This is a genomic window from Geovibrio ferrireducens, from assembly GCF_026226615.1.
Taxonomy (GTDB): domain Bacteria; phylum Chrysiogenota; class Deferribacteres; order Deferribacterales; family Geovibrionaceae; genus Geovibrio; species Geovibrio ferrireducens.
Genome location: NZ_JAJAPB010000002.1, coordinates 225,946 through 243,586 on the forward strand (window position 1 = coordinate 225,946; position 17,641 = coordinate 243,586).

Sequence of the window (17,641 nt, forward strand, 5' to 3'; positions counted from 1 at the left end):
ATAAAATATACACATAAATACGTACAGGTGATTAATGCCCCACACCGAGGAAGCGCTGAACTCATTGAGCAGACAGGATCTCACCGAAGCTCTCTGTTTCATGGACAGATGCCTGAAATGTGAGAACAATAATGACTTCAACAGACTGCTTAAAGATTTCGGAGCTTACTTAGGGTTCGAGTACATCCTCTGCTGTTACATGCACTCCATCTACCGAAGAACAAACAAGGTTAACATAATCAATGTATCCAACCCCGCCGAATGGATGGAGGAATACGAAAGAGAAAACTACATCTGGCATGACCCTGTCCGGTATGAGATTGAGCGGCGGCTAGATAAAAACGAACCGGTTTCATTCATCATATGGGACAGTTACGACTGCGAACTCTCAGCGCTGGAGCAGAAAATTATCGAACGCAGAAACCTCTTCGGGCTTAATTTCGGCTGCTCGGTTTACACCAATTCCCAGTCCAAGGACTTCATGCTCCTCATCTCCTTAGCCAGCAGGACAAACAGGGCGGATAAAAAGACGGAAATACTCTCCGGGCTGCTTATCCAGCATATGATGACCGCCAGAAAAAGGCTGGACACAACTGCGCTGGTAAGCTCACTCACCTACAGGGAAAAAGCCGTGGCAGACTGGATTCTGGACGGCAAAACCAACTGGGAGATAGCAACAATACTCAACATCAGCGAAAACACAGTGAAATACCATGTCAAAAATATCTACAGCAAACTGAATGTCTCAGGCAGACAGGAAGTTATCGCCGTTATGCTGGCGGTGAGATACCTGAGCCTGTAATTGACGGCAATTCAGTCAGACTTAGCCTTTTCAAATTTTTTTTGCAGTTTTTAACCTGCGTCAAGTTAACTTCCCCTGTCCAGTGCTATTTTCCCTTTATCACATTACGGAGGATGCACCATGAAAATCACAAAGGAAATGACAGTCCACAAAGTTGTCTCACAGTATCCGCATCTGAAAGATATTTTTATAGAATCCGGCTTTAAAAGCATTACAGACCCCATTAAGTTCAGCACTGTCGCTAAGGTTATCAGCCTTGAAAACGCATGCAGGATGAAGGATGTTGACCCGGCAGCCTTCCTTGAAAAGCTTAATAATGCTGTGGGCGGAGGTTATGACAAATCATCCGAAATGGAGCGCCATATTGAGATCGATAAAAACAGGGCGGAGAAAATAGCCGCCATAGTGAGCAAATTTTTTGACGGGGCGGACAGGGTTCTGCTGCAAAAAGAATATGATGCGATAGCGCCTGTCACTGCGGCGGAATTTGCCTATGCGGAACAGCTTATATCCGATGCCGGAGCGCCGGACAGCAAGTTTGAGAACGAGATAGGCGGAGTTCTGGCTCTTTTCCGTTCTTCCCTTGAGAACAACACTGTGCCTAATCTGCCTGCGGGGCATCCGGTTTCCACATATATAAAAGAAAATGCCGAGATACTCAGACTCACAGCAGAAGTCAGAAAAGAGCTTGAAACAATCACCCCTGACAGGGAGAACCTGCTCCGGCTTTATAAAAAGCTGAAGGATGTCAACCTCCACTTCGTCCGCAAGGAGACACAGCTTTTCCCCTACCTTGAGAAAAAAGGGTTCGACAAGCCAACAACCGTTATGTGGACGCTCCATGACAGGATAAGAAAAGGGATCAAAGACAGCATAACAGCACTTGAGCACGGAAGGATTGATGAATTTCTCAAGATACAGGAATCACTGCCAGAAGAGATAGACGGAATGACCTTCAAAGAGGAAAAGATCCTTTTCCCCACAGCGCTTATGATGCTGAGCGAGGATGAGTGGAAGCAGATAAGAAGCAACGAAAAAGATCTTGAATACTGCTTCATAGAACAGCCCGAAAGCTGGGGAGACAGCCCTCAGCCCGTGTCTGCACCTTTAAACGGGCTGGCATCGCTCATAGAAGGCGCATTATCAATCGAGCAGCTTAATGCTGTTTTCAGCCACCTGCCGTTCGATATATCATTTGTGGATGAGAACGACCGGGTAAAATTCTACAACTCCGCACCGGACAGAATATTTCCCCGCAGCCCCGATGTCATAGGGCGTGAGGTGAAGTACTGCCACCCGCCGAAAAGCGTTGCCACAGTTATGGAAATTCTCGACTCATTCAGAAACGGGAAAAGGGACAAGGCTGAGTTCTGGCTCACTCTGGGCGGCAGATTCCTCCACATCAGATACTTCGCAGTAAGAAGCGGAGACGGCAGATACATGGGGACACTGGAAGTAATGCAGGATGTGACCGAAGTGAGGAAGCTGGAAGGAACAAGAACCCTGCTCTCATGGGAGTAGCAACAGCTTTTTCCCCTTAGCTTATTGCCTTGATAATCAGACATTTAAAAGAGTATAGTAAACCATACTATCACGGATTATCAGGGTGTGCGGCATGGGGAAAACAACCGGGGCTTTGTTAAAATACACGGCGGCTTTTATGGCGGCTGTCCTGCTGACTGCCGCCCCGCAGAAAGCCTCCGCATGGCCGGACGGCCCGAACGGCACGCTGAGCTTTGTCATAGAAAACGATATTTTCTACAGCGACCAGTATTATACAAACGGCGTGCGCGCCTCATGGACTACCGCGGCGGACAAAAGGCCTGAATGGGCGCTGAACGCCGCCCGCCTCTTCCCCTTCTTTCCGGATAACGCCTCAGTGCGGACAAACTACGCAATAGGGCAGAATATGTACACTCCGAAGGAAACGGATATGGAAAATCCGCCTTCCGATGACCACCCCTATGCAGGCTGGCTTTACGGCTCTGTGGGCTTAATAGCGGAAAACGGCCGCCAGCTTGACCAGATAGAGTTTACCCTCGGCGTTGTTGGTCCGGCATCCCTTGCGGAACAGACGCAGAAGTTTGTCCACAAGGTCAGAGGCATTGACATACCGCAGGGCTGGGACACACAGTTAAAGAACGAACCGGGATTTATCCTCACTTACCAGAGAAGCTGGCGAAGCTATGTTTCGGAATCGTTTCTCGGAGTGCCGTTTGACATCACACCCCACGCAGGCGGCGCATTGGGCAATGTTTTTACATACGCAAACACGGGGATAACCCTGCGCTACGGGGAAGGACTTCCCGTTGACTACGGCCCGCCCAGAATCCAGCCCAGCCTGCCCGGCTCCGGCTTCTTTATCCCGCAGAAACACCTGAGCTGGTATCTTTTCGCAGGTATCGAAGGCAGATACGTTGCCCGTAATATATTCTTAGACGGCAACAGTTTTACCGAAAGCCGCAGTGTGGACAAGGAGCGGTTTGTGGGCGATCTTCAGATGGGTGTCGTAGTCAGCAAAGGCAATGTGCGGCTGGCATATACCAAGGTTCTGCGTACACGTGAATTCAAAACCCAGCCCGCCGACAGACAGGACTTCGGCGCACTGAGCGTTTCCGTGCAGTTCTGAGGGACTTGGTGGGGGGCTATTTATAGACCGTGCTGTGATCTCCGATATTTATAGGAATAATCTTTTCTTCTGAAATAATAAGCTCAATCGTTACCCGATATTGCAGGTTGATGCTTACTGAATACAGATCGCTGTACTTACCCGAAAGCTTGTGCAGTCTTAATGAGTTATGAAAAGGGTTTATCTCAAGCAGTAAAAGAGCTTTTTTATAAAGCGGCACTATCTCCGGATGCTTTTTCAGAAAACGGGCGGCTTTTTTATTGTAGCTGTCAGTATAAAGAATCCTATACGGCATCTAAAACTCTTTTTATGTGTTCATCAACAGACTCTGTTTTGTAGTCCCCCTTTTCTATGTCATTGATACTGTCCGAAATGGCTTTATCAAGCTCGCATTCCCTGAGATAGTTATAGGATTCAATGTCCAGAACGATGAACTTTTCTCTGCCTCTGACAGTGATAAGAGTTTCATTTTCCAAAGCCCCTATCCCCTTTGTTTTTATCTCATTTGCAGATATTTTCAACATAACAGCCTCCTGATAGAGTTAATAATAATAATATTATAAATCGTACTGTCAAGAGTGTTGTGAATTATAATATTCTGCCTTGGTAGTGTACAACTTGCTTTTAAATTAAATTTTTTCTTATTTTTTGTTCTTATCTTTGCTAACCTATATTGAGGTCAATCATAGCAACTGATTATAAAAGCTTTAAAGAAAAAGCATTGTCCAGAGCAGATGTAAAAGCCGAATATGATAGACTTGCCCCTGAATATACTCTTGAAGGGCAGCTAATTAAAGCCCGCATAAAACAGGCTTGACCCAGGAAGATGTGGAAGAGCGCATGAGAACAACAGACAGTGCCATAAGCCGTCTGGAGAGTGTAAATTCTAAGAACTCACTGAGCATAAACACTCTGGCCAAATATGCTGAGGCTGCGGGAACTGAACTCAAAATAGTTGTGGCTGATGAGCTCAAAAGGCGGAGCTTGCAGCTTCGTTAGGGGTAGTTATTACAGGGGGCAAACAATGAAAGATAAATTTATTGAACAGTTTAAAGAAAGAATAGTATCGATAATTCTAGCACCTGTTTCCATTTTCTTTTTGTGGAGTTTGCAGCAGCTTACCAATGGCCTATATGAGAAGATGGAACCTATTATCCTTGAACATATCTCAAAAAGATTGCTTGGGGTCGCTGTAATTATGGAAGCAGTAATGATTATTATATTACTATTCGTTGTTTATATCCTAAAACCAAAGGGAATGAGCTTAAAATATGCTATCTATTGGGATAAGGACAAGAATCCTCATTGTCCAAGCTGTAAAAAGCCTCTGAATAGCTATGATGACTACGGTATAAGTGGTATTGGATTTTATTGTAATAGTTGCAACTTAGTTCATCCAATGTCCAAAAAAGGAATTTATTTAACAATTTCTGAGGCAAGGAAAATAATGGATAATATGTAGAAAATAACAAACTGTATACACAAAGAAAAGACGCATATTTCTCTGAAAATGTGCCAAAAGTGTGCCAAATCAAAAATGATCGCTGTAGATAATTGATATATAAAAGAGAAAAAATCGGGGAAACAGGATTCGAACCTAAAAAAATGGTTCTATGTAATACAAAAAAACCTATAAACTCAAGAGTTAATATTACCATCTATTACATAATACCTCTGAAAATGTGCCAAATAGTGTGCCAAATTTACAATAATATAGATGCTAATGATTCCCTCGATGTGAACAAAAGCTCCAGAATCTAGGAGACGAGTCTGATCAAATCATCAACCAGTTTTTCGCTAATTTCGTTGCCGGATTGTTCGTAAAGAGTGGTTATTAGTTTTACCTTTTTATCCACAGAGAGAGCATGAAAAATATTTTCATATTTCTCGCCATATAATGTTTTGAATATTTGGGAAAAGATATTTGAATCCTGTCCGGGCACCCTTTTGCCATTCACGATATAATCAATACTAAGTTCGCACTGCAAGCATGCCCCAACCAACAGATCCATGCTGATCGTGTTTTTCATGCGCCACTGAGAAATGCTTCTCGGGTGTGTTCCGATCTTTTCTGCTAATTCATTATCCCTTTGAACAGACAGGGACCCTTTCAGCCTTGTTATAATTCCCTCTATATCAAATTGAGTATTCTTACCTTTCATCATAACTCCTTCAAAACACAACAGAGCAATTATCTCTGTACATCTTAAATACAATACAAAATAACTCGCTGCAACACAGAATATCTTTTAAAGTTTATAAACTACATTTTACATTGACAAAAGTAAAATACAGTTTATCTTTTTATGAAAATATAGTTTTGGATAAAAAAGACACAAAAATGACCCGGGAATCCAAGTAAGAATATACATCAGCAAGGAGGTACATGGTGACTGAGCTTGACGTAAAAATATTAGAAATCAAATCCCTTATCGATGATTTACAGGACATTGCATCTGACGACGAGATGGCTGAAGCACTCGATGATATCGGGAGCCACATCGAAGCCTTGCAAGACCTGTACGGTTAAAATCACAGCGGGCCCCCGCCCTTAATAAAGCGCTGGTTCTGTTTGGCCCCAGCGTCTTATTAAGGTGGGTATAGCTCAAGTGGTAGAGTACGTGCTTTGGAAGCATGTTGTTGCAGGTTCAAATCCTGTTACCCGCATATTTGTTTTCGGTTCGGTGCAAGTCCGACTACGGGTATTTAAATAGCCCTATGGCCGAAGAGGTAAGGCAACGGATTTTGATTCCGTGATGTGTAGGTTCGAGTCCTACTAGGGCCGTTTATTTTAATGGAGGTTAAGATGTCTGTAATCCACGGAGTTGTATGCAATCGATGTGGTGAAGTAATAATTTGGGAAGTAAACCAGAACAGTGGCTATGTTGTTGCACGAGCCAAAGAAAATGGATGGAAAGGCGGGTACCGTATAACAGATGAACACTTTTGTCCAGATTGCGTGGACGCGGGTTTTCATAAAGATAAGAAATCGTGAGCGAGCAGAATAATGGCAAGAATAGGTCTCGTAGATGTGGACAGCAAGATCCCGAATCTGGCCTTGATGAAGCTTAGTTCATGGCACAAGGCTCAAGGTGTCTCGCTTCTTGCCGGGAAGTAAATTCTTTATACGTTTCCACTGTTCATTCGTTAATTGCTGTTTGTACATCAAAAACTCCGAAAGGTTACTGATATACTTATCGGATCAATTACGAATGATAACAGCCTCTAGGACAGCCCCAAATTTAATGTCGGAGACGTACAGGGAGCAAACATTAGCGAGGTATAAAGTTCACTTTTACAGAGAAGCATTTTTCTGTGCAGGCCTTTATGCATGTCTGACACCCAGAACAGAAATCAGAGCTGTAGACTACCCTTCCGTCACTAAGACTTAAAGAACCCGTGGGGCAAAGCCTTACACACAGGCCGCATCGAGAACATCGGGACTCATCAATATCCATTTCACACACCGGGAGATTTCTGTCATAATGAAAAGGATTAGAAAAGTTCCCTTTCAACACGGTTAATACTGCCAGTAAAAGCATCTGCCGTTGAGAAGGTTTTTTTCTGTTACCGCTGAAGCTGACAGGTTTATACTCCTGTGCAGAAAACACATCCAGAGTGTTGGCCAACCCTAACGTCATTTCCATACCGATATGTTTAAAAAAGCCTCTGCGGTTAAGATTAACAGGTCCGGCTGCTTTGACACTAGGGAAACCCTCTGCTGTCAACACAATTTTATCCTCATGAGTTTCAACTGTTAAATTTACCCCGCTGAGGGATTCACACAAATTCCTGATACTGTCAATCTGTTTGCCCAGTATATCACAACCGTTTTGCAAGCGGCACTCACTGCAAGCACCGTGGTGAAAGAAAAAGGAGGATATCCCTTTGGTCAGAAGCCACAAAAGGTTTACAGCGTGCAGTTCACCCAGACATTCCAGCCTGTAAACCCGTTTGATGATTGTTTCCCTGCAGGATAATTGCAATAGGCCACTTTTTGCTTTATCAAGCATAAATGAACAGAAAATGTCCTCAGTGGTGCCACTCCTTTTAAATGCTCCGTAAGCACAGACTCCTACGCATTTCCCACAATTTATACACTTCGTTTCATCAATTGAGATTCCCGTTCCGGGGCGGCCGATTATTACAGCGTCTTCAGTACAGGCATCCAAGCAATCTCTGCATTCTGCTTTTTTGTGGTACATTCTAACGCAAAACGCCGAATCAGGTTTTACCGTTAAGATTTTATTTGCTCTTAAACCGAACATTTATAGAACTCTATTGGCCACCGTTCTCTAGGTATTCGACCATTTCACTGACATACGAATAATCTACTTTTACAAAGCCCATTGTCATATGTGCAAGAGCGGCGTAAAAACCATCGGCATCGGCAGAAAGTAAATCTCTTCCTAATAAATGAACCCACCTGAGGAGATGCTGTTCCATAAACTTACGGTGTGCTTTGAGTATACTGACTGCTTCATCCAGATTACCTTCCTCAAGGCTCCTGTAAACCAGTTCATTAAGTTTCTGTAGAAAAGCTAATTCCACAGCTATATGATCTTCCGGCTCTTTAAATTCTTTTGTTACCCCAAGCTGAAATTCTGCATAAAGCTCTAAAACTTCATCTCTCTGCTCCTGCATGACCAGGTTGTTTGGCGACAGATAAACTGATTCATATGGATGAACGTGACTTACTACATCATTAGGTGATACGTTTAAAAAAAGAGTTGCATATTTAAATGCCAGCTCTTCAGCTAAATCAGAAAAGCTGTCAGCTTTACTGAGCAGATTTCGCATTGTTTCAATGCCTTTGGAAAGCATTTGTTCATTTGTATTGGTGTTGTAGTCTGATAATAAATCCAGGTTATTATTCATGTCTGAGAGATATTTCTCGTCTGCTTCCTTCAGGTAGCCTCTTGACAGGAAGCTATAGACAAAATCCCTTAGTCTGGTTGCATTTTGAAAAACATTGAGTTCCACTTTTCACCTCGTTTAAAAGTTTTTAACAGAAAGCACTGTAAGCTATAAATATTTTTCTAAAACCGGAACTTTACCGGCTAAGGTCAGTTCTTTTATCATTTTTAAATCCCTCATTAAAAACGATACGGCTTTGTCTTTTTTAACTATAATATCGTAAAGATTCTTATATTTCAGAAACTCAGGCCGGCCCATTACTAAGCTGACCATGCAGCCTGTATAGTAGACAGACAGTATGTTTTGAAGGTATGTATCCAGGCTCTGCTCTGCCCCAAGGTTCATTTTAAGAATCTTTTCGACTGTTCTGTAAGCGAAGTCCCTTAATGGACGGTCTGCAATGTCGTCTATTAAAGCATGATTAAAATCGGTCCGGAACTGAAGCGAATGAGCAAGCTCAAGCATCGGTTTATAGAAAAAAAAATTGGAATTATTGCAGAACATTTTAGCTATGACCAGTCTGACTATTTCTAAGTAAATATGGACAGTGTTCCGGCCCACCCATACATTTGGATAAGGATAATAAAAGTTCCTCATGGGGATAAATTCACCTATGGACTTTTTGGAAATATTCGTGCCTGGGTAAGGGTTAAGGAGAAATATATTAGATTGGACTCTAATATTATCCAGTGCAGAACTGTGCTGCACTGTTTTTGAAAATTCCTGTAAAAGCTTGCGGGAGTAGTCTGCCTTTTCGTACGGAGATATAATATATCCAATGTAGATTTCTTTAGACAGCTGATTTTTTCCTGAATTAAGATATTCCATAAAGTCAAGAATCATATCTAACTCACGGTCAAGCTCTTCTGACGATCTTAGTTTTCCGTTACACTTTCTGCCGATAAAATCATCCTGTTCAATTCTGTCCCGGCCTATGAAAAAATTATGTATGCCGAATTCATCAACAATATCGTAGAATTCTTCATCAAGATCTGTTGGGTCTGCGAAAATGTTCATGCCGTCAAACTGTACTCTTCCGGTTTGTCTGCGCATATAGTCAACCGTCTGTTTTCTGTTGATTTTATTAAAAGGGGCGCTGTCAGATAAAGAAAGAATCACCTTTTGTCCGGTTTCTTTCTTAACGGCATCAGCAGAATCTTCAACCCAGCTTATAAGTTTCGGCCAGTACTGAAAAATAGTGCCGGAAGGTTGTATAAAGCAGTAGTCACAGGCATTAGGGCAGCTGTCATTGAGAAGGATTCTTATATCGGCATAATCCTTTGTTGAACCTATCAGGGGAACTATGGGTAAGGTAAAACTCCCTCTTCCCTGCCCCTGAATTTCTGAATTATTCAGATAAAATGCTCCTTTACCTAAGGCAGGGCCTGACATATTAATAACATCGTCTTTTTTATGTATTTTTACACTTTTGTCAACAACAGCCAGTTTAATAAATTCCAGAAAAGTTTCGCCTCCGCCTCTGAAAATAATGTCAAACTCGTCCTCTTTTAAAGAGTAATTCACCTCCTCCATAGAATTGAAATGAACCCCGCCGGCTACTATTAAAGAGGCAGGGTGGCTTTCTCTTATCATTGCGGCAAAATCCGAAGCGACAGCGTATGTGCTTGTCCAGCATGAGATACAAAATACAGGAGCAGTATTCCTCTCCAGAAATTCAGCGAATTGCGTATAAATGGTGCCGGCATATTTATCTTCCTCAGAGGCGGGGAAAACGGCAATATCCTTAATGCCTGATTCCTGTATATAGTATATCAGGGTTGTCGCCGCTGTATCTTCTTCCACAGAGTGAAAAAAGGTTGAAGTCTCTCTAAGAACAATGAAAATTAACTCATGTGTATGTATCAAAGGACAGCTCCTTTAGCAGACTGAGCAGTGAGATTGCTATCTTTTGCAATTTTAAGAACTTTCATATGCATAATTTTATGGTTTAAATTTCTGATGACATTCTGTTTCTCAGGGAAGAGATTTTGCAGACATTCAAGCATCACTTCATTGTAGAAAATATCATCATCTTTATTCATATCCACGATCAGCTCATAGGCTTTTTCAAAATTTCCTGATTTGGCATATGTATAAGCCAGTTTAATCAGGGTTTGCTCACTGGAATCTGACTTATGATAGTAGTCTGCTGCCTCTTTGTATTTGCCGGCAAATGCAATAATATCTCCAAAGGCTTCAGCAGTTCTATGAGGGTCATGAGTGTAGCTGAGCATAGCCTGAAAGCATCTCTCAATTTCTGTAAATTTGTGCATTTTTGAATAATAAGATACTAAATTAAGAAAAATATGAGGCATTTCAGAAAGCCGGCTGTAGGATGTACTTTTCAGAGCCAGAAATAACAGAAGTTCATTGCTGGACCTTTCCAAAAGCTGAAAAGTTAAGTAACTATAGTTATGCTGCGAATACTTTCCGTACAGCTGATTTATATTTTTTACTTTGACCCTGTCAAATATCCTGATTACAGTAACAATCAGGCTGACATTTGTCCCATCGTCCAGCCTGACCCTTTTGGACTCCTGTACTTTCATCCCTTTCAGAACGAACTTGGGAAACCGACTTCTGAGATCATTGAGTCCGGGTTTGAGAATATGTTTTTCGGAAACATCGCCGCCTTCGTATTGGCAAAATACAATTGCACGGCTGTTCTCCTGTATTCTATCAGATTCAGTATATATTTCTGCCTGTTTAAGAAGCTGGGATATTCTTGCTTTATCATTTGAAATATGCCGCCTGAAACCTTCAATACACTCCATCATTATTTCTTTATCTTCAAGCAGTGATGCAAGGTAAAGCAGGTATTCATAAAAGCGCTGTTCTTTTTTAAGCATTTCTCTGTTTGTTATCAAAAAATCGATTGTATGGAAAATATTTATATTATTTTTTATATTATACTCGGTTTCTGCATTATAAAGAGCCCAGACCGCCTGCGTGCCTTTTATATCCTGTGTTGTCATTGAACAGGTTTCATACTCATGCCAATAAGAAAGATACCTGGGCAGGTATTTGCTGCTCAGTCTGAATTTAAACTTTTCAGGGTTCTTCCCGTATATGGAACCGTAAGTGAGCTGAAGCTGCTGTGCACATGAGTTTGCGTATATAGGTATGTTATATTTCTGAACAACAGTGATTGTCTTTCTGGCATCTTCATAGGTTTCACCCGGCTGACCGTACATGGAGAAAAGTTCAACCCTTAAACCGATGGACTGTGCGTAACTGACCATTTCATGAAATCTGTTTACAAATACCCCTTTATTCATGTTATCAAGAACATTATCGCTTCCTGACTCAAGCCCAAAGCCAATACAGTGCAGACCTGCCTCTTTCATTAGCCTCAGCAGTTTCTTATCAACCATATCCACTCTGGTTTGGCACCAGAAAGGTATTCTTATTCCTTTATTTATTTTCTGTTCCATCAGTTCAGCAGTCCGGTTTCTGTATGCGGTAAAGTTAGGATCACCTATCCAGAGACTTTCCATACCTGCTGATTCAAGATATTCCATTTCTTCTAAAACATGCTCTATCGAGTGAAAGCGTATCTTTTGACTGTTAAAAAAAGGGGTCACACAAAAATTACACATATGCTCACAGCCTCTCGAAGTAAAAACAGAGGCTGTTTTTTTCATGCTTAGATCAATAATACCGCTGATATACGGCGATGGGTAAATATCAAGATTGTCCGGCATACACTTCGGAACCTGAGTGGTGAAATATTTATCGGAATCTTTGAATGAAATCCCGGGAACATTTTTCAGGCTGTCTCCATTGCAAAGTGCCTCTACTATCTCCAGTGTTGTTATTTCTCCCTCGCCTCTGTTGCAGATTATATCAAAATCCTGGAGATCAACAAGTCCTTCTTCCGGCATGAAAAGAGCCTGAGGTCCACCCAAAATTATTTTTGTTTCAGGATAAAACATTTTTATAAACCCTGCAAAAAAGCGTATACGTTCCATAAGATAATGATAGCCGCAAAAACCCACCAGACCGGGCTGAAACTCCTGCATATATCTATTTAATTTATCTAGTGTAAGAGGAACATCTTTTACATCATCTAGAATTACACTGTCATGCTTGTTCTTTTTAAGATAAGAAGCTATATATCCTTGTTGTATTGGAATTGTATTCGTAGATACTATCGGATCGAGTTGATTCATATTAATAAAAGCTGTATTCATAATTCCTACATAATTAATCATATGTACAGGCAGAGAATAAACTCTGCCTGTACGAATGAGCTATTTCTTTACAAAGATAATATTTGGTCCGAGCTCAGTACCGTCTGCAAAGTCATCAGGGTCCATTGCCGAGGCTTCCACAATGTTTTTTCCAAAACCACCCCATTTATTTCTGAGCTGATCAATTGGCCCTGCATCTAAAGCTCTGTTCAGACAGCTTGCTACACATGCTGGTTTAAGACCTTCTTTAATTCTGTCCAGACACAAGGTGCACTTGGTCATCTTTGGTCTGGCAGGGTCATCCTGATCAAATTCGCTGTAGTCAGGTGAGTAAAATTGAGGCGCATCCCACGGACATGAACTCTTGCATTTGCCGCATGATATGCATCCAGATGTGTTTACAAGAACAATGCCGTAATCCTTCTCCTTATAGATGATACCCATCGGACAGGCCTTAGCACATGCAGGTTCACTGCAGTGATTACAGGCAACAGATGCATGTTTTACGGGAAACGGATATGCTCTTTCATTATGATTGACCCTTCTCCATTCCTCCTTCATATAATACTTTCTGTTCTGCTCATAGTTGGTTTCACCGGAGCTGTTCAAATAAAAGGATTCCTGATCCATTTGATTTACATCCACAACATAAGTGTCAGATGTGTACCAGTCGGTATCCGGTCGCATACTATCTTTATTTATGCTGTAGTCTCCTCTTTTGTCATCGTTCCAGTTTTTACAAGCAAGCATGCAGGCCTTACATCCAACACATCTTGTCTGGTCAAAATAAAATCCCCATTGACTCATTGTTTACCTCCACAACTTTACTAGTAATCTGGATGATTTATACTAACTTCACAAAGGTTCCCGTTAAAATGGTTGTCGCCAACCTGTCCACATAACGGATCTTTAGGGCTTCCAAAGTCTTTATCGTGAGTTAAAGTATTTTCACAGCCACCAATATCAACGTTAACTATATACTTATAGTAAGTTGTTCCTTCATCGTCAGTTTTGCTGTCAACCGAATTACCAAGATCGATATCATACCAAGCCTCGTATGTCTCACTTCCTTTTCTATACCAAACACCGTGCGGAAGGCTAACAACACCTTCTCTTATTGTTGGCGAAATACCTACCCCCACTTTTAAACAACCCCAGTCATTATAGATATATACCATATCACCATCTTTTATACCTCTCTTAGAAGCATCTGCAGGGTTCATAATTGCACGTTTTGGGTAATCAAACTGATCGCGTATCATGGAAACATTGTCATAAACAGTATGCACTCTGTTTCTCGCATGTTTCGTTGTGAACTGCAATGGATATTTTTTACCTTTAATTCCAATGTTGTCGCCCGCCATGATTTTGTCGTAGCCTTCATAAGGCTCAACATACTTGACCCGTGGGGTCACTCTAGGTGCGCCAATCTGATTATCCAGGTCGCAAGCATCTCTATAGTAATAAAATGGCGAGAAAAATTGAATCTTACCAGTTTCAGTAGTGTAAGGGAGATACCCCATCAAGCCAACCATAGGGTTTGCAAGGTTACCGCTGACTTCCTTCTGAACTACACCTTGTTCTTTTAATTCTGCAAAAGTAGGCTTAGCAATATCTGTTACACTTGCTGTTTCCCACGCTTCTGCACAAAGCTCTTCATCAGTTTTTCCATTTCTGCTGTATGAAACAGTTATGCCTCTGGAATTGAGTTTTTCTGCAAGCAGAATATCAATATCAACATCTGACTTAGTATCATACATAGGTTCAATGAGTTTATTCTGATAATATGTACCCTGACCTGAAGTAAAAAATGGTTTTTCATGGTGTGAGCACGCAGGCAGAATGACGTCTGCATAAGCTGCTGTAGGAGTCATATACTGCTCATAAATGACATAATGCTTGATTTTGTAGCCACTACCGTTTTTCTGAGTGAAAATATTCACAGCTTTGTTTGTATTTGGGCATGTATTGAATGAGTTAGTAATATGGTAGGATCCCAAAACCATATCAACTTCAAGTTTAGCTTCCGCAGGCGAGCCAAGATCAACACCGTAAATTGATTTAGTGTCATTATAGAACTGTTCAGCTGTTCTTCCATCTCGTCCTGTGACAACAAGATCTACAAATTTATTAGCATCTACTGCAATAAACGGGTAAGTTGTGCCACTGCCAAGCTCAGGGTAAGTTAAACCACCTGGGAAGCTCACAGGGTTAGATTCACCATCAGACGAGTTTACACCTAGGTTACCACCTTGTTTAACTGTGTGACCACACATCGCTGCCAAACATATCATCATCCAAACATTATGCATGCCGTTATTTGTTTTTTGTCCGCCGTTATTTCCGTTTTCCAGAAATACATCTCCAGCGTGTGCAAATGCATCTGCCAAATTAAATATTGTTGACTCATCTACACCAGTCAACTGGGATGCCCATCTAATAACAGCTTCTTCCTTTTTATCAGGATCTAAACCTAATTCGTGAGCTTTCTCAACTCCTAAGCCATCCAGATATTCAACAAATGACATTCCAGCAGGGACATGGACATCTTTACCAACAAGTCCTTCATCTGCATAAGGGTGCTGTTCTTTAGTAAGTGGCGTCTCAAATGAAAAGTCAAGCTTTGACATAACGAATCCGGGATGCTTAGGCGGTGCAACGACTGTAAAAGAATTCCCATCACTATCTACAGGATTGCCTTGTGTCGGATAAAATCCAAAACAATTCGACTTTATAAATGTATCATCATGCCAACCTCTTTTGTAGATTATATATGCCATAGCAACAGAAAGTGCAGCATCCGTTTGTGGTCTAACCTGAATAAACTGGGGTAAATTGTACTCAGGAAAACCTGTAGAAAGAATAGAAGCAGTGTCAGTGTATTGAGCGTCAACAGTAACTATAGGAACACCAGCTTCTTTTGCTTTGGTCAGAAAGAACGTTTTATTTGGTTCTTTTACAGCGGGATCCGCTCCCCACTGTATGATAAAATCTGAGTTTTTATAGTTATACACAGAGTTTCCGCCAGCTAGCCCAGGAAGCACCCCAACTGATCCTACAGCTGCAAAAAGCATGTTTTCGAATGAAGGTGCTCCAGTAGGAAGTATTGTAGGTCCGAGATACTTTGATAAAGTAGAACCTGCACCTTCAGCAAATCCCATAAATGCCATACCTGCGAACATCATACGATTATGTAATCCATTTGGAGGACCTGCAACCATAGGAATATACGGCAGTTCACCACTGTCAAATCTGGAATAAACATCAGCAATCTTATCAGCTACTATGTCGAGAGCCTTATCCCAACTTACTCTTTTAAAACCAGTGACATCTCCTCGTTCTTTTGTCTGGATAAGCGGGTATTTCAATCTGTCAGGCGAATATGTCCTTTTTATCTGAGCATAACCTCTGACACAAGCCCTTGTCTGGACGAATGATGTAGATTCATCTGCTTCCAGTGAATTTTCTCTGGGAATATCACCTGCAGCTGTTAGTTTGGCAATTCTTGCCTGTGGAGTTCCATGCCCTTTTACATAAAATTTAAAAGGACATCTTCCACCACAGTTATGAGGATGTGTACCCATAACTTCTTTCAGTGTCCTGTCCATAACTAAATTTTCATCAGGAACAATCACTTCATCCGTATAGGCTTTCGGATTGCTGTCTCCGCCGCAGCCATAGGTAACAGCTGTTGCGCTGAGGGCTGAAGCCCATTTCAGAAAGGATCTTCTGCTTGTTTTTAGTTCGCTTTTAAGACTCATATTATCCTCCTTACTAGTATGCGTTGGGCGCATGCGCCGTTTTGTGGCATACAAAGCATGTGTTGTCCTGCACGGGGTAGTGGCAGTTGTTGCAGTGTCTCTGAAGGCTCGCTCCCGAACCGCCCCAGCCGGGTCTGTGGCTCGAAGGGGGAGTTACGCTGTGATGTAAGCATCCCTGAAAATTTTACAGCTTAAAATTAGAGTTTTCCTGTAGATTAATAACAGGAGGACTTAATGAAACGCAGTCGATTTTCAGAAACTCAGATCGTAAAAATACTCAAAGAAGCCGAGTCCGGCAGACAGGTAAAAGACATCTGTCGTGAGTACGGCATCAGTGACGCCACCTACTACAACTGGAAGTCCAAATACGGAGGCATGGAAGCCTCAGACATCAAGAGATTAAAAGAGCTTGAAGAAGAGAACCGTAAACTGAAGCAGATGTTTGCCGATCTTAGCTTAGAGAATACAGCTCTGAAGGATATTCTCTCAAAAAAGCTTTAAAGCCGTCGGAGAAACGTAGTTTAGCAGATTACTGTAGAGCAACTTACGGCATGAGCGTAAGTCATGCTTGCCGTACAGTCAGCATCAGTCGTCCGGTTTATTACTATCAGCCGGATGTAGATAGAGACAACCATGTTATAGCTGTTCTGCTTGAGTTATGTGAGAAATATCCGGGATATGGCTTCGGAAAGCTATTTGCCATCATCCGTCGGCTTGGACATAGATGGAATCACAAGAGGGTTCACAGGGTTTATTGCCTTTTGAAGCTTAACATGCGCCGCAAGGCCAAGAAAAGGCTTCCAAGCAGGAATCCTCTCCATATCAGTGTACCTGAATCCATCAACCAGTGCTGGTCTATAGATTTCATGAGTGACAGCTTATACTGTGGGAGGAAATACAGGACATTTAATGTCGTTGATGACTTTAATCGAGAAGCTCTTGCCATAGAGGTCGATCTCAATCTTCCGGCAGCAAGAGTAATAAGGGTTCTTGACAGGATTGCTTCGTGGCGAGGATATCCGGCCAAACTCAGAATGGACAATGGCCCTGAGTTTATCTCAGTAAAATTGGCTGACTGGGCGGAATACCATGATGTTGAGCTTGAGTTCATACAACCTGGCAAGCCGTTTCAGAATTCATATGTGGAAAGATTTAATCGGACGTTCAGGAACGAGGTGTTGGACAGACATTTGTTTTTCTCTTTAAGCGAAGTTCGGGAAGAAGCTGACCGATGGATGGTTGAATACAATACAGAAAGACCGCATGATTCTCTGGGGAAAATGACTCCGGAGGAGTATGCTGAAAGAGCGGAAAACTCTAAATATCTGCTGTAAGAAAA

The 17,641-nt window shown here is 41.9% G+C and carries 16 protein-coding genes and 2 tRNA genes; 9 read left to right on the forward strand and 9 right to left on the reverse strand.

What is annotated here, in order from left to right; translation table 11 throughout:
• The first annotated feature begins 34 nt into the window (after window positions 1-34).
• The 3 genes from OSQ85_RS03055 (at window position 35) to OSQ85_RS03065 (ending at window position 3,431) form a co-directional block, all read left to right on the forward strand.
• Window positions 35-802: a helix-turn-helix transcriptional regulator gene (locus tag OSQ85_RS03055; protein ID WP_265821223.1), complete on the forward strand. Its 768-nt coding sequence runs from the start codon at window positions 35-37 to the stop codon at window positions 800-802.
• 120 nt (window positions 803-922) lie between these two features.
• Window positions 923-2,323: a PAS domain-containing protein gene (locus OSQ85_RS03060; protein ID WP_265821224.1), complete on the forward strand. Its 1,401-nt coding sequence runs from the start codon at window positions 923-925 to the stop codon at window positions 2,321-2,323.
• Between the two features lie 94 nt (window positions 2,324-2,417).
• Window positions 2,418-3,431: a lipid A deacylase LpxR family protein gene (locus OSQ85_RS03065; RefSeq protein ID WP_265821225.1), complete on the forward strand. Its 1,014-nt coding sequence runs from the start codon at window positions 2,418-2,420 to the stop codon at window positions 3,429-3,431.
• Window positions 3,432-3,447: 16 nt separating this feature from the next.
• Here OSQ85_RS03065 and OSQ85_RS03070 read toward each other — a convergent pair whose 3' ends face one another.
• Both OSQ85_RS03070 and OSQ85_RS03075 read right to left on the reverse strand, forming a co-directional pair.
• Window positions 3,448-3,726, reverse strand: a complete 279-nt coding sequence (locus tag OSQ85_RS03070; protein WP_265821227.1) for a type II toxin-antitoxin system RelE/ParE family toxin — start codon at window positions 3,724-3,726, stop codon at window positions 3,448-3,450.
• Window positions 3,716-3,955: a prevent-host-death protein gene (locus OSQ85_RS03075; RefSeq protein WP_265821228.1), complete on the reverse strand. Its 240-nt coding sequence runs from the start codon at window positions 3,953-3,955 to the stop codon at window positions 3,716-3,718. The genes OSQ85_RS03070 and OSQ85_RS03075 overlap by 11 nt, the downstream gene beginning before the upstream one ends.
• 289 nt (window positions 3,956-4,244) lie before the next feature.
• Between OSQ85_RS03075 and OSQ85_RS03080 the strand changes: the two genes are divergently transcribed.
• Window positions 4,245-4,430: a helix-turn-helix domain-containing protein gene (locus OSQ85_RS03080; protein ID WP_265821229.1), complete on the forward strand. Its 186-nt coding sequence runs from the start codon at window positions 4,245-4,247 to the stop codon at window positions 4,428-4,430.
• Between the two features lie 25 nt (window positions 4,431-4,455).
• Window positions 4,456-4,893: a hypothetical protein gene (locus OSQ85_RS03085; RefSeq protein ID WP_265821230.1), complete on the forward strand. Its 438-nt coding sequence runs from the start codon at window positions 4,456-4,458 to the stop codon at window positions 4,891-4,893.
• Between the two features lie 295 nt (window positions 4,894-5,188).
• Here the strand turns inward: OSQ85_RS03085 and OSQ85_RS03090 are convergent, their stop codons facing one another.
• Window positions 5,189-5,593: a helix-turn-helix domain-containing protein gene (locus OSQ85_RS03090; RefSeq protein WP_265821231.1), complete on the reverse strand. Its 405-nt coding sequence runs from the start codon at window positions 5,591-5,593 to the stop codon at window positions 5,189-5,191.
• A 227-nt stretch (window positions 5,594-5,820) separates the two neighbouring features.
• Here OSQ85_RS03090 and OSQ85_RS03095 point away from each other — a divergent pair, with 227 nt between their 5' ends.
• The 3 genes from OSQ85_RS03095 (at window position 5,821) to OSQ85_RS03105 (ending at window position 6,216) form a co-directional block, all read left to right on the forward strand.
• A complete protein-coding gene (locus OSQ85_RS03095; protein WP_265821232.1) occupies window positions 5,821-5,961 on the forward strand; it encodes a hypothetical protein in 141 nt (46 codons plus the stop codon).
• 64 nt (window positions 5,962-6,025) lie between these two features.
• A tRNA-Pro gene (locus OSQ85_RS03100) sits at window positions 6,026-6,098 on the forward strand.
• Window positions 6,099-6,144: 46 nt separating this feature from the next.
• A tRNA-Gln gene (locus OSQ85_RS03105) sits at window positions 6,145-6,216 on the forward strand.
• Between the two features lie 487 nt (window positions 6,217-6,703).
• On the opposite strand, the gene OSQ85_RS03110 is transcribed toward OSQ85_RS03105, so the two are convergent.
• The 6 genes from OSQ85_RS03110 to OSQ85_RS03135 form a co-directional block, all read right to left on the reverse strand.
• On the reverse strand, window positions 6,704-7,699 hold the full coding sequence (locus tag OSQ85_RS03110) for a 4Fe-4S binding protein (protein ID WP_265821233.1): 996 nt from the start codon (window positions 7,697-7,699) through the stop codon (window positions 6,704-6,706).
• 10 nt (window positions 7,700-7,709) lie between these two features.
• Complete coding sequence (locus tag OSQ85_RS03115) at window positions 7,710-8,414, reverse strand: TorD/DmsD family molecular chaperone (protein WP_265821234.1); 705 nt, start codon at window positions 8,412-8,414, stop codon at window positions 7,710-7,712.
• A gap of 42 nt (window positions 8,415-8,456) precedes the next feature.
• Window positions 8,457-10,214, reverse strand: coding sequence for a hypothetical protein (locus OSQ85_RS03120; protein ID WP_265821235.1), 1,758 nt, complete (start codon window positions 10,212-10,214; stop codon window positions 8,457-8,459).
• Window positions 10,211-12,520, reverse strand: a complete 2,310-nt coding sequence (locus tag OSQ85_RS03125; protein WP_265821236.1) for a B12-binding domain-containing radical SAM protein — start codon at window positions 12,518-12,520, stop codon at window positions 10,211-10,213. Before OSQ85_RS03125 ends, OSQ85_RS03120 begins: the two co-directional genes overlap by 4 nt.
• An 81-nt stretch (window positions 12,521-12,601) precedes the next feature.
• On the reverse strand, window positions 12,602-13,348 hold the full coding sequence (locus OSQ85_RS03130) for a 4Fe-4S dicluster domain-containing protein (RefSeq protein WP_265821237.1): 747 nt from the start codon (window positions 13,346-13,348) through the stop codon (window positions 12,602-12,604).
• 20 nt (window positions 13,349-13,368) lie between these two features.
• The gene (locus OSQ85_RS03135; protein ID WP_265821238.1) at window positions 13,369-16,302 is read right to left on the reverse strand and encodes a molybdopterin-dependent oxidoreductase; all 2,934 of its coding nucleotides are present in this window, start codon (window positions 16,300-16,302) and stop codon (window positions 13,369-13,371) included.
• A 234-nt stretch (window positions 16,303-16,536) separates the two neighbouring features.
• Here OSQ85_RS03135 and OSQ85_RS03140 point away from each other — a divergent pair.
• A protein-coding gene (locus tag OSQ85_RS03140) for an IS3 family transposase (RefSeq protein WP_265821239.1) occupies window positions 16,537-17,636 on the forward strand; the annotation gives its coding sequence in 2 pieces (ribosomal slippage) (window positions 16,537-16,789 and window positions 16,789-17,636; 1,101 coding nt in all).
• Window positions 17,637-17,641: the final 5 nt, after the last annotated feature.

Coding starts and splice junctions, on each gene's coding strand:
- OSQ85_RS03055 (WP_265821223.1), top strand. CDS start 35: ATGCCCCACACCGAGGAAGCGCTGAACTCATTGAGCAGACAGGATCTC.
- OSQ85_RS03060 (WP_265821224.1), top strand. CDS start 923: ATGAAAATCACAAAGGAAATGACAGTCCACAAAGTTGTCTCACAGTAT.
- OSQ85_RS03065 (WP_265821225.1), top strand. CDS start 2,418: ATGGGGAAAACAACCGGGGCTTTGTTAAAATACACGGCGGCTTTTATG.
- OSQ85_RS03070 (WP_265821227.1), bottom strand. CDS start 3,726: ATGCCGTATAGGATTCTTTATACTGACAGCTACAATAAAAAAGCCGCC.
- OSQ85_RS03075 (WP_265821228.1), bottom strand. CDS start 3,955: ATGTTGAAAATATCTGCAAATGAGATAAAAACAAAGGGGATAGGGGCT.
- OSQ85_RS03085 (WP_265821230.1), top strand. CDS start 4,456: ATGAAAGATAAATTTATTGAACAGTTTAAAGAAAGAATAGTATCGATA.
- OSQ85_RS03090 (WP_265821231.1), bottom strand. CDS start 5,593: ATGAAAGGTAAGAATACTCAATTTGATATAGAGGGAATTATAACAAGG.
- OSQ85_RS03110 (WP_265821233.1), bottom strand. CDS start 7,699: ATGTTCGGTTTAAGAGCAAATAAAATCTTAACGGTAAAACCTGATTCG.
- OSQ85_RS03125 (WP_265821236.1), bottom strand. CDS start 12,520: ATGAATCAACTCGATCCGATAGTATCTACGAATACAATTCCAATACAA.
- OSQ85_RS03130 (WP_265821237.1), bottom strand. CDS start 13,348: ATGAGTCAATGGGGATTTTATTTTGACCAGACAAGATGTGTTGGATGT.
- OSQ85_RS03135 (WP_265821238.1), bottom strand. CDS start 16,302: ATGAGTCTTAAAAGCGAACTAAAAACAAGCAGAAGATCCTTTCTGAAA.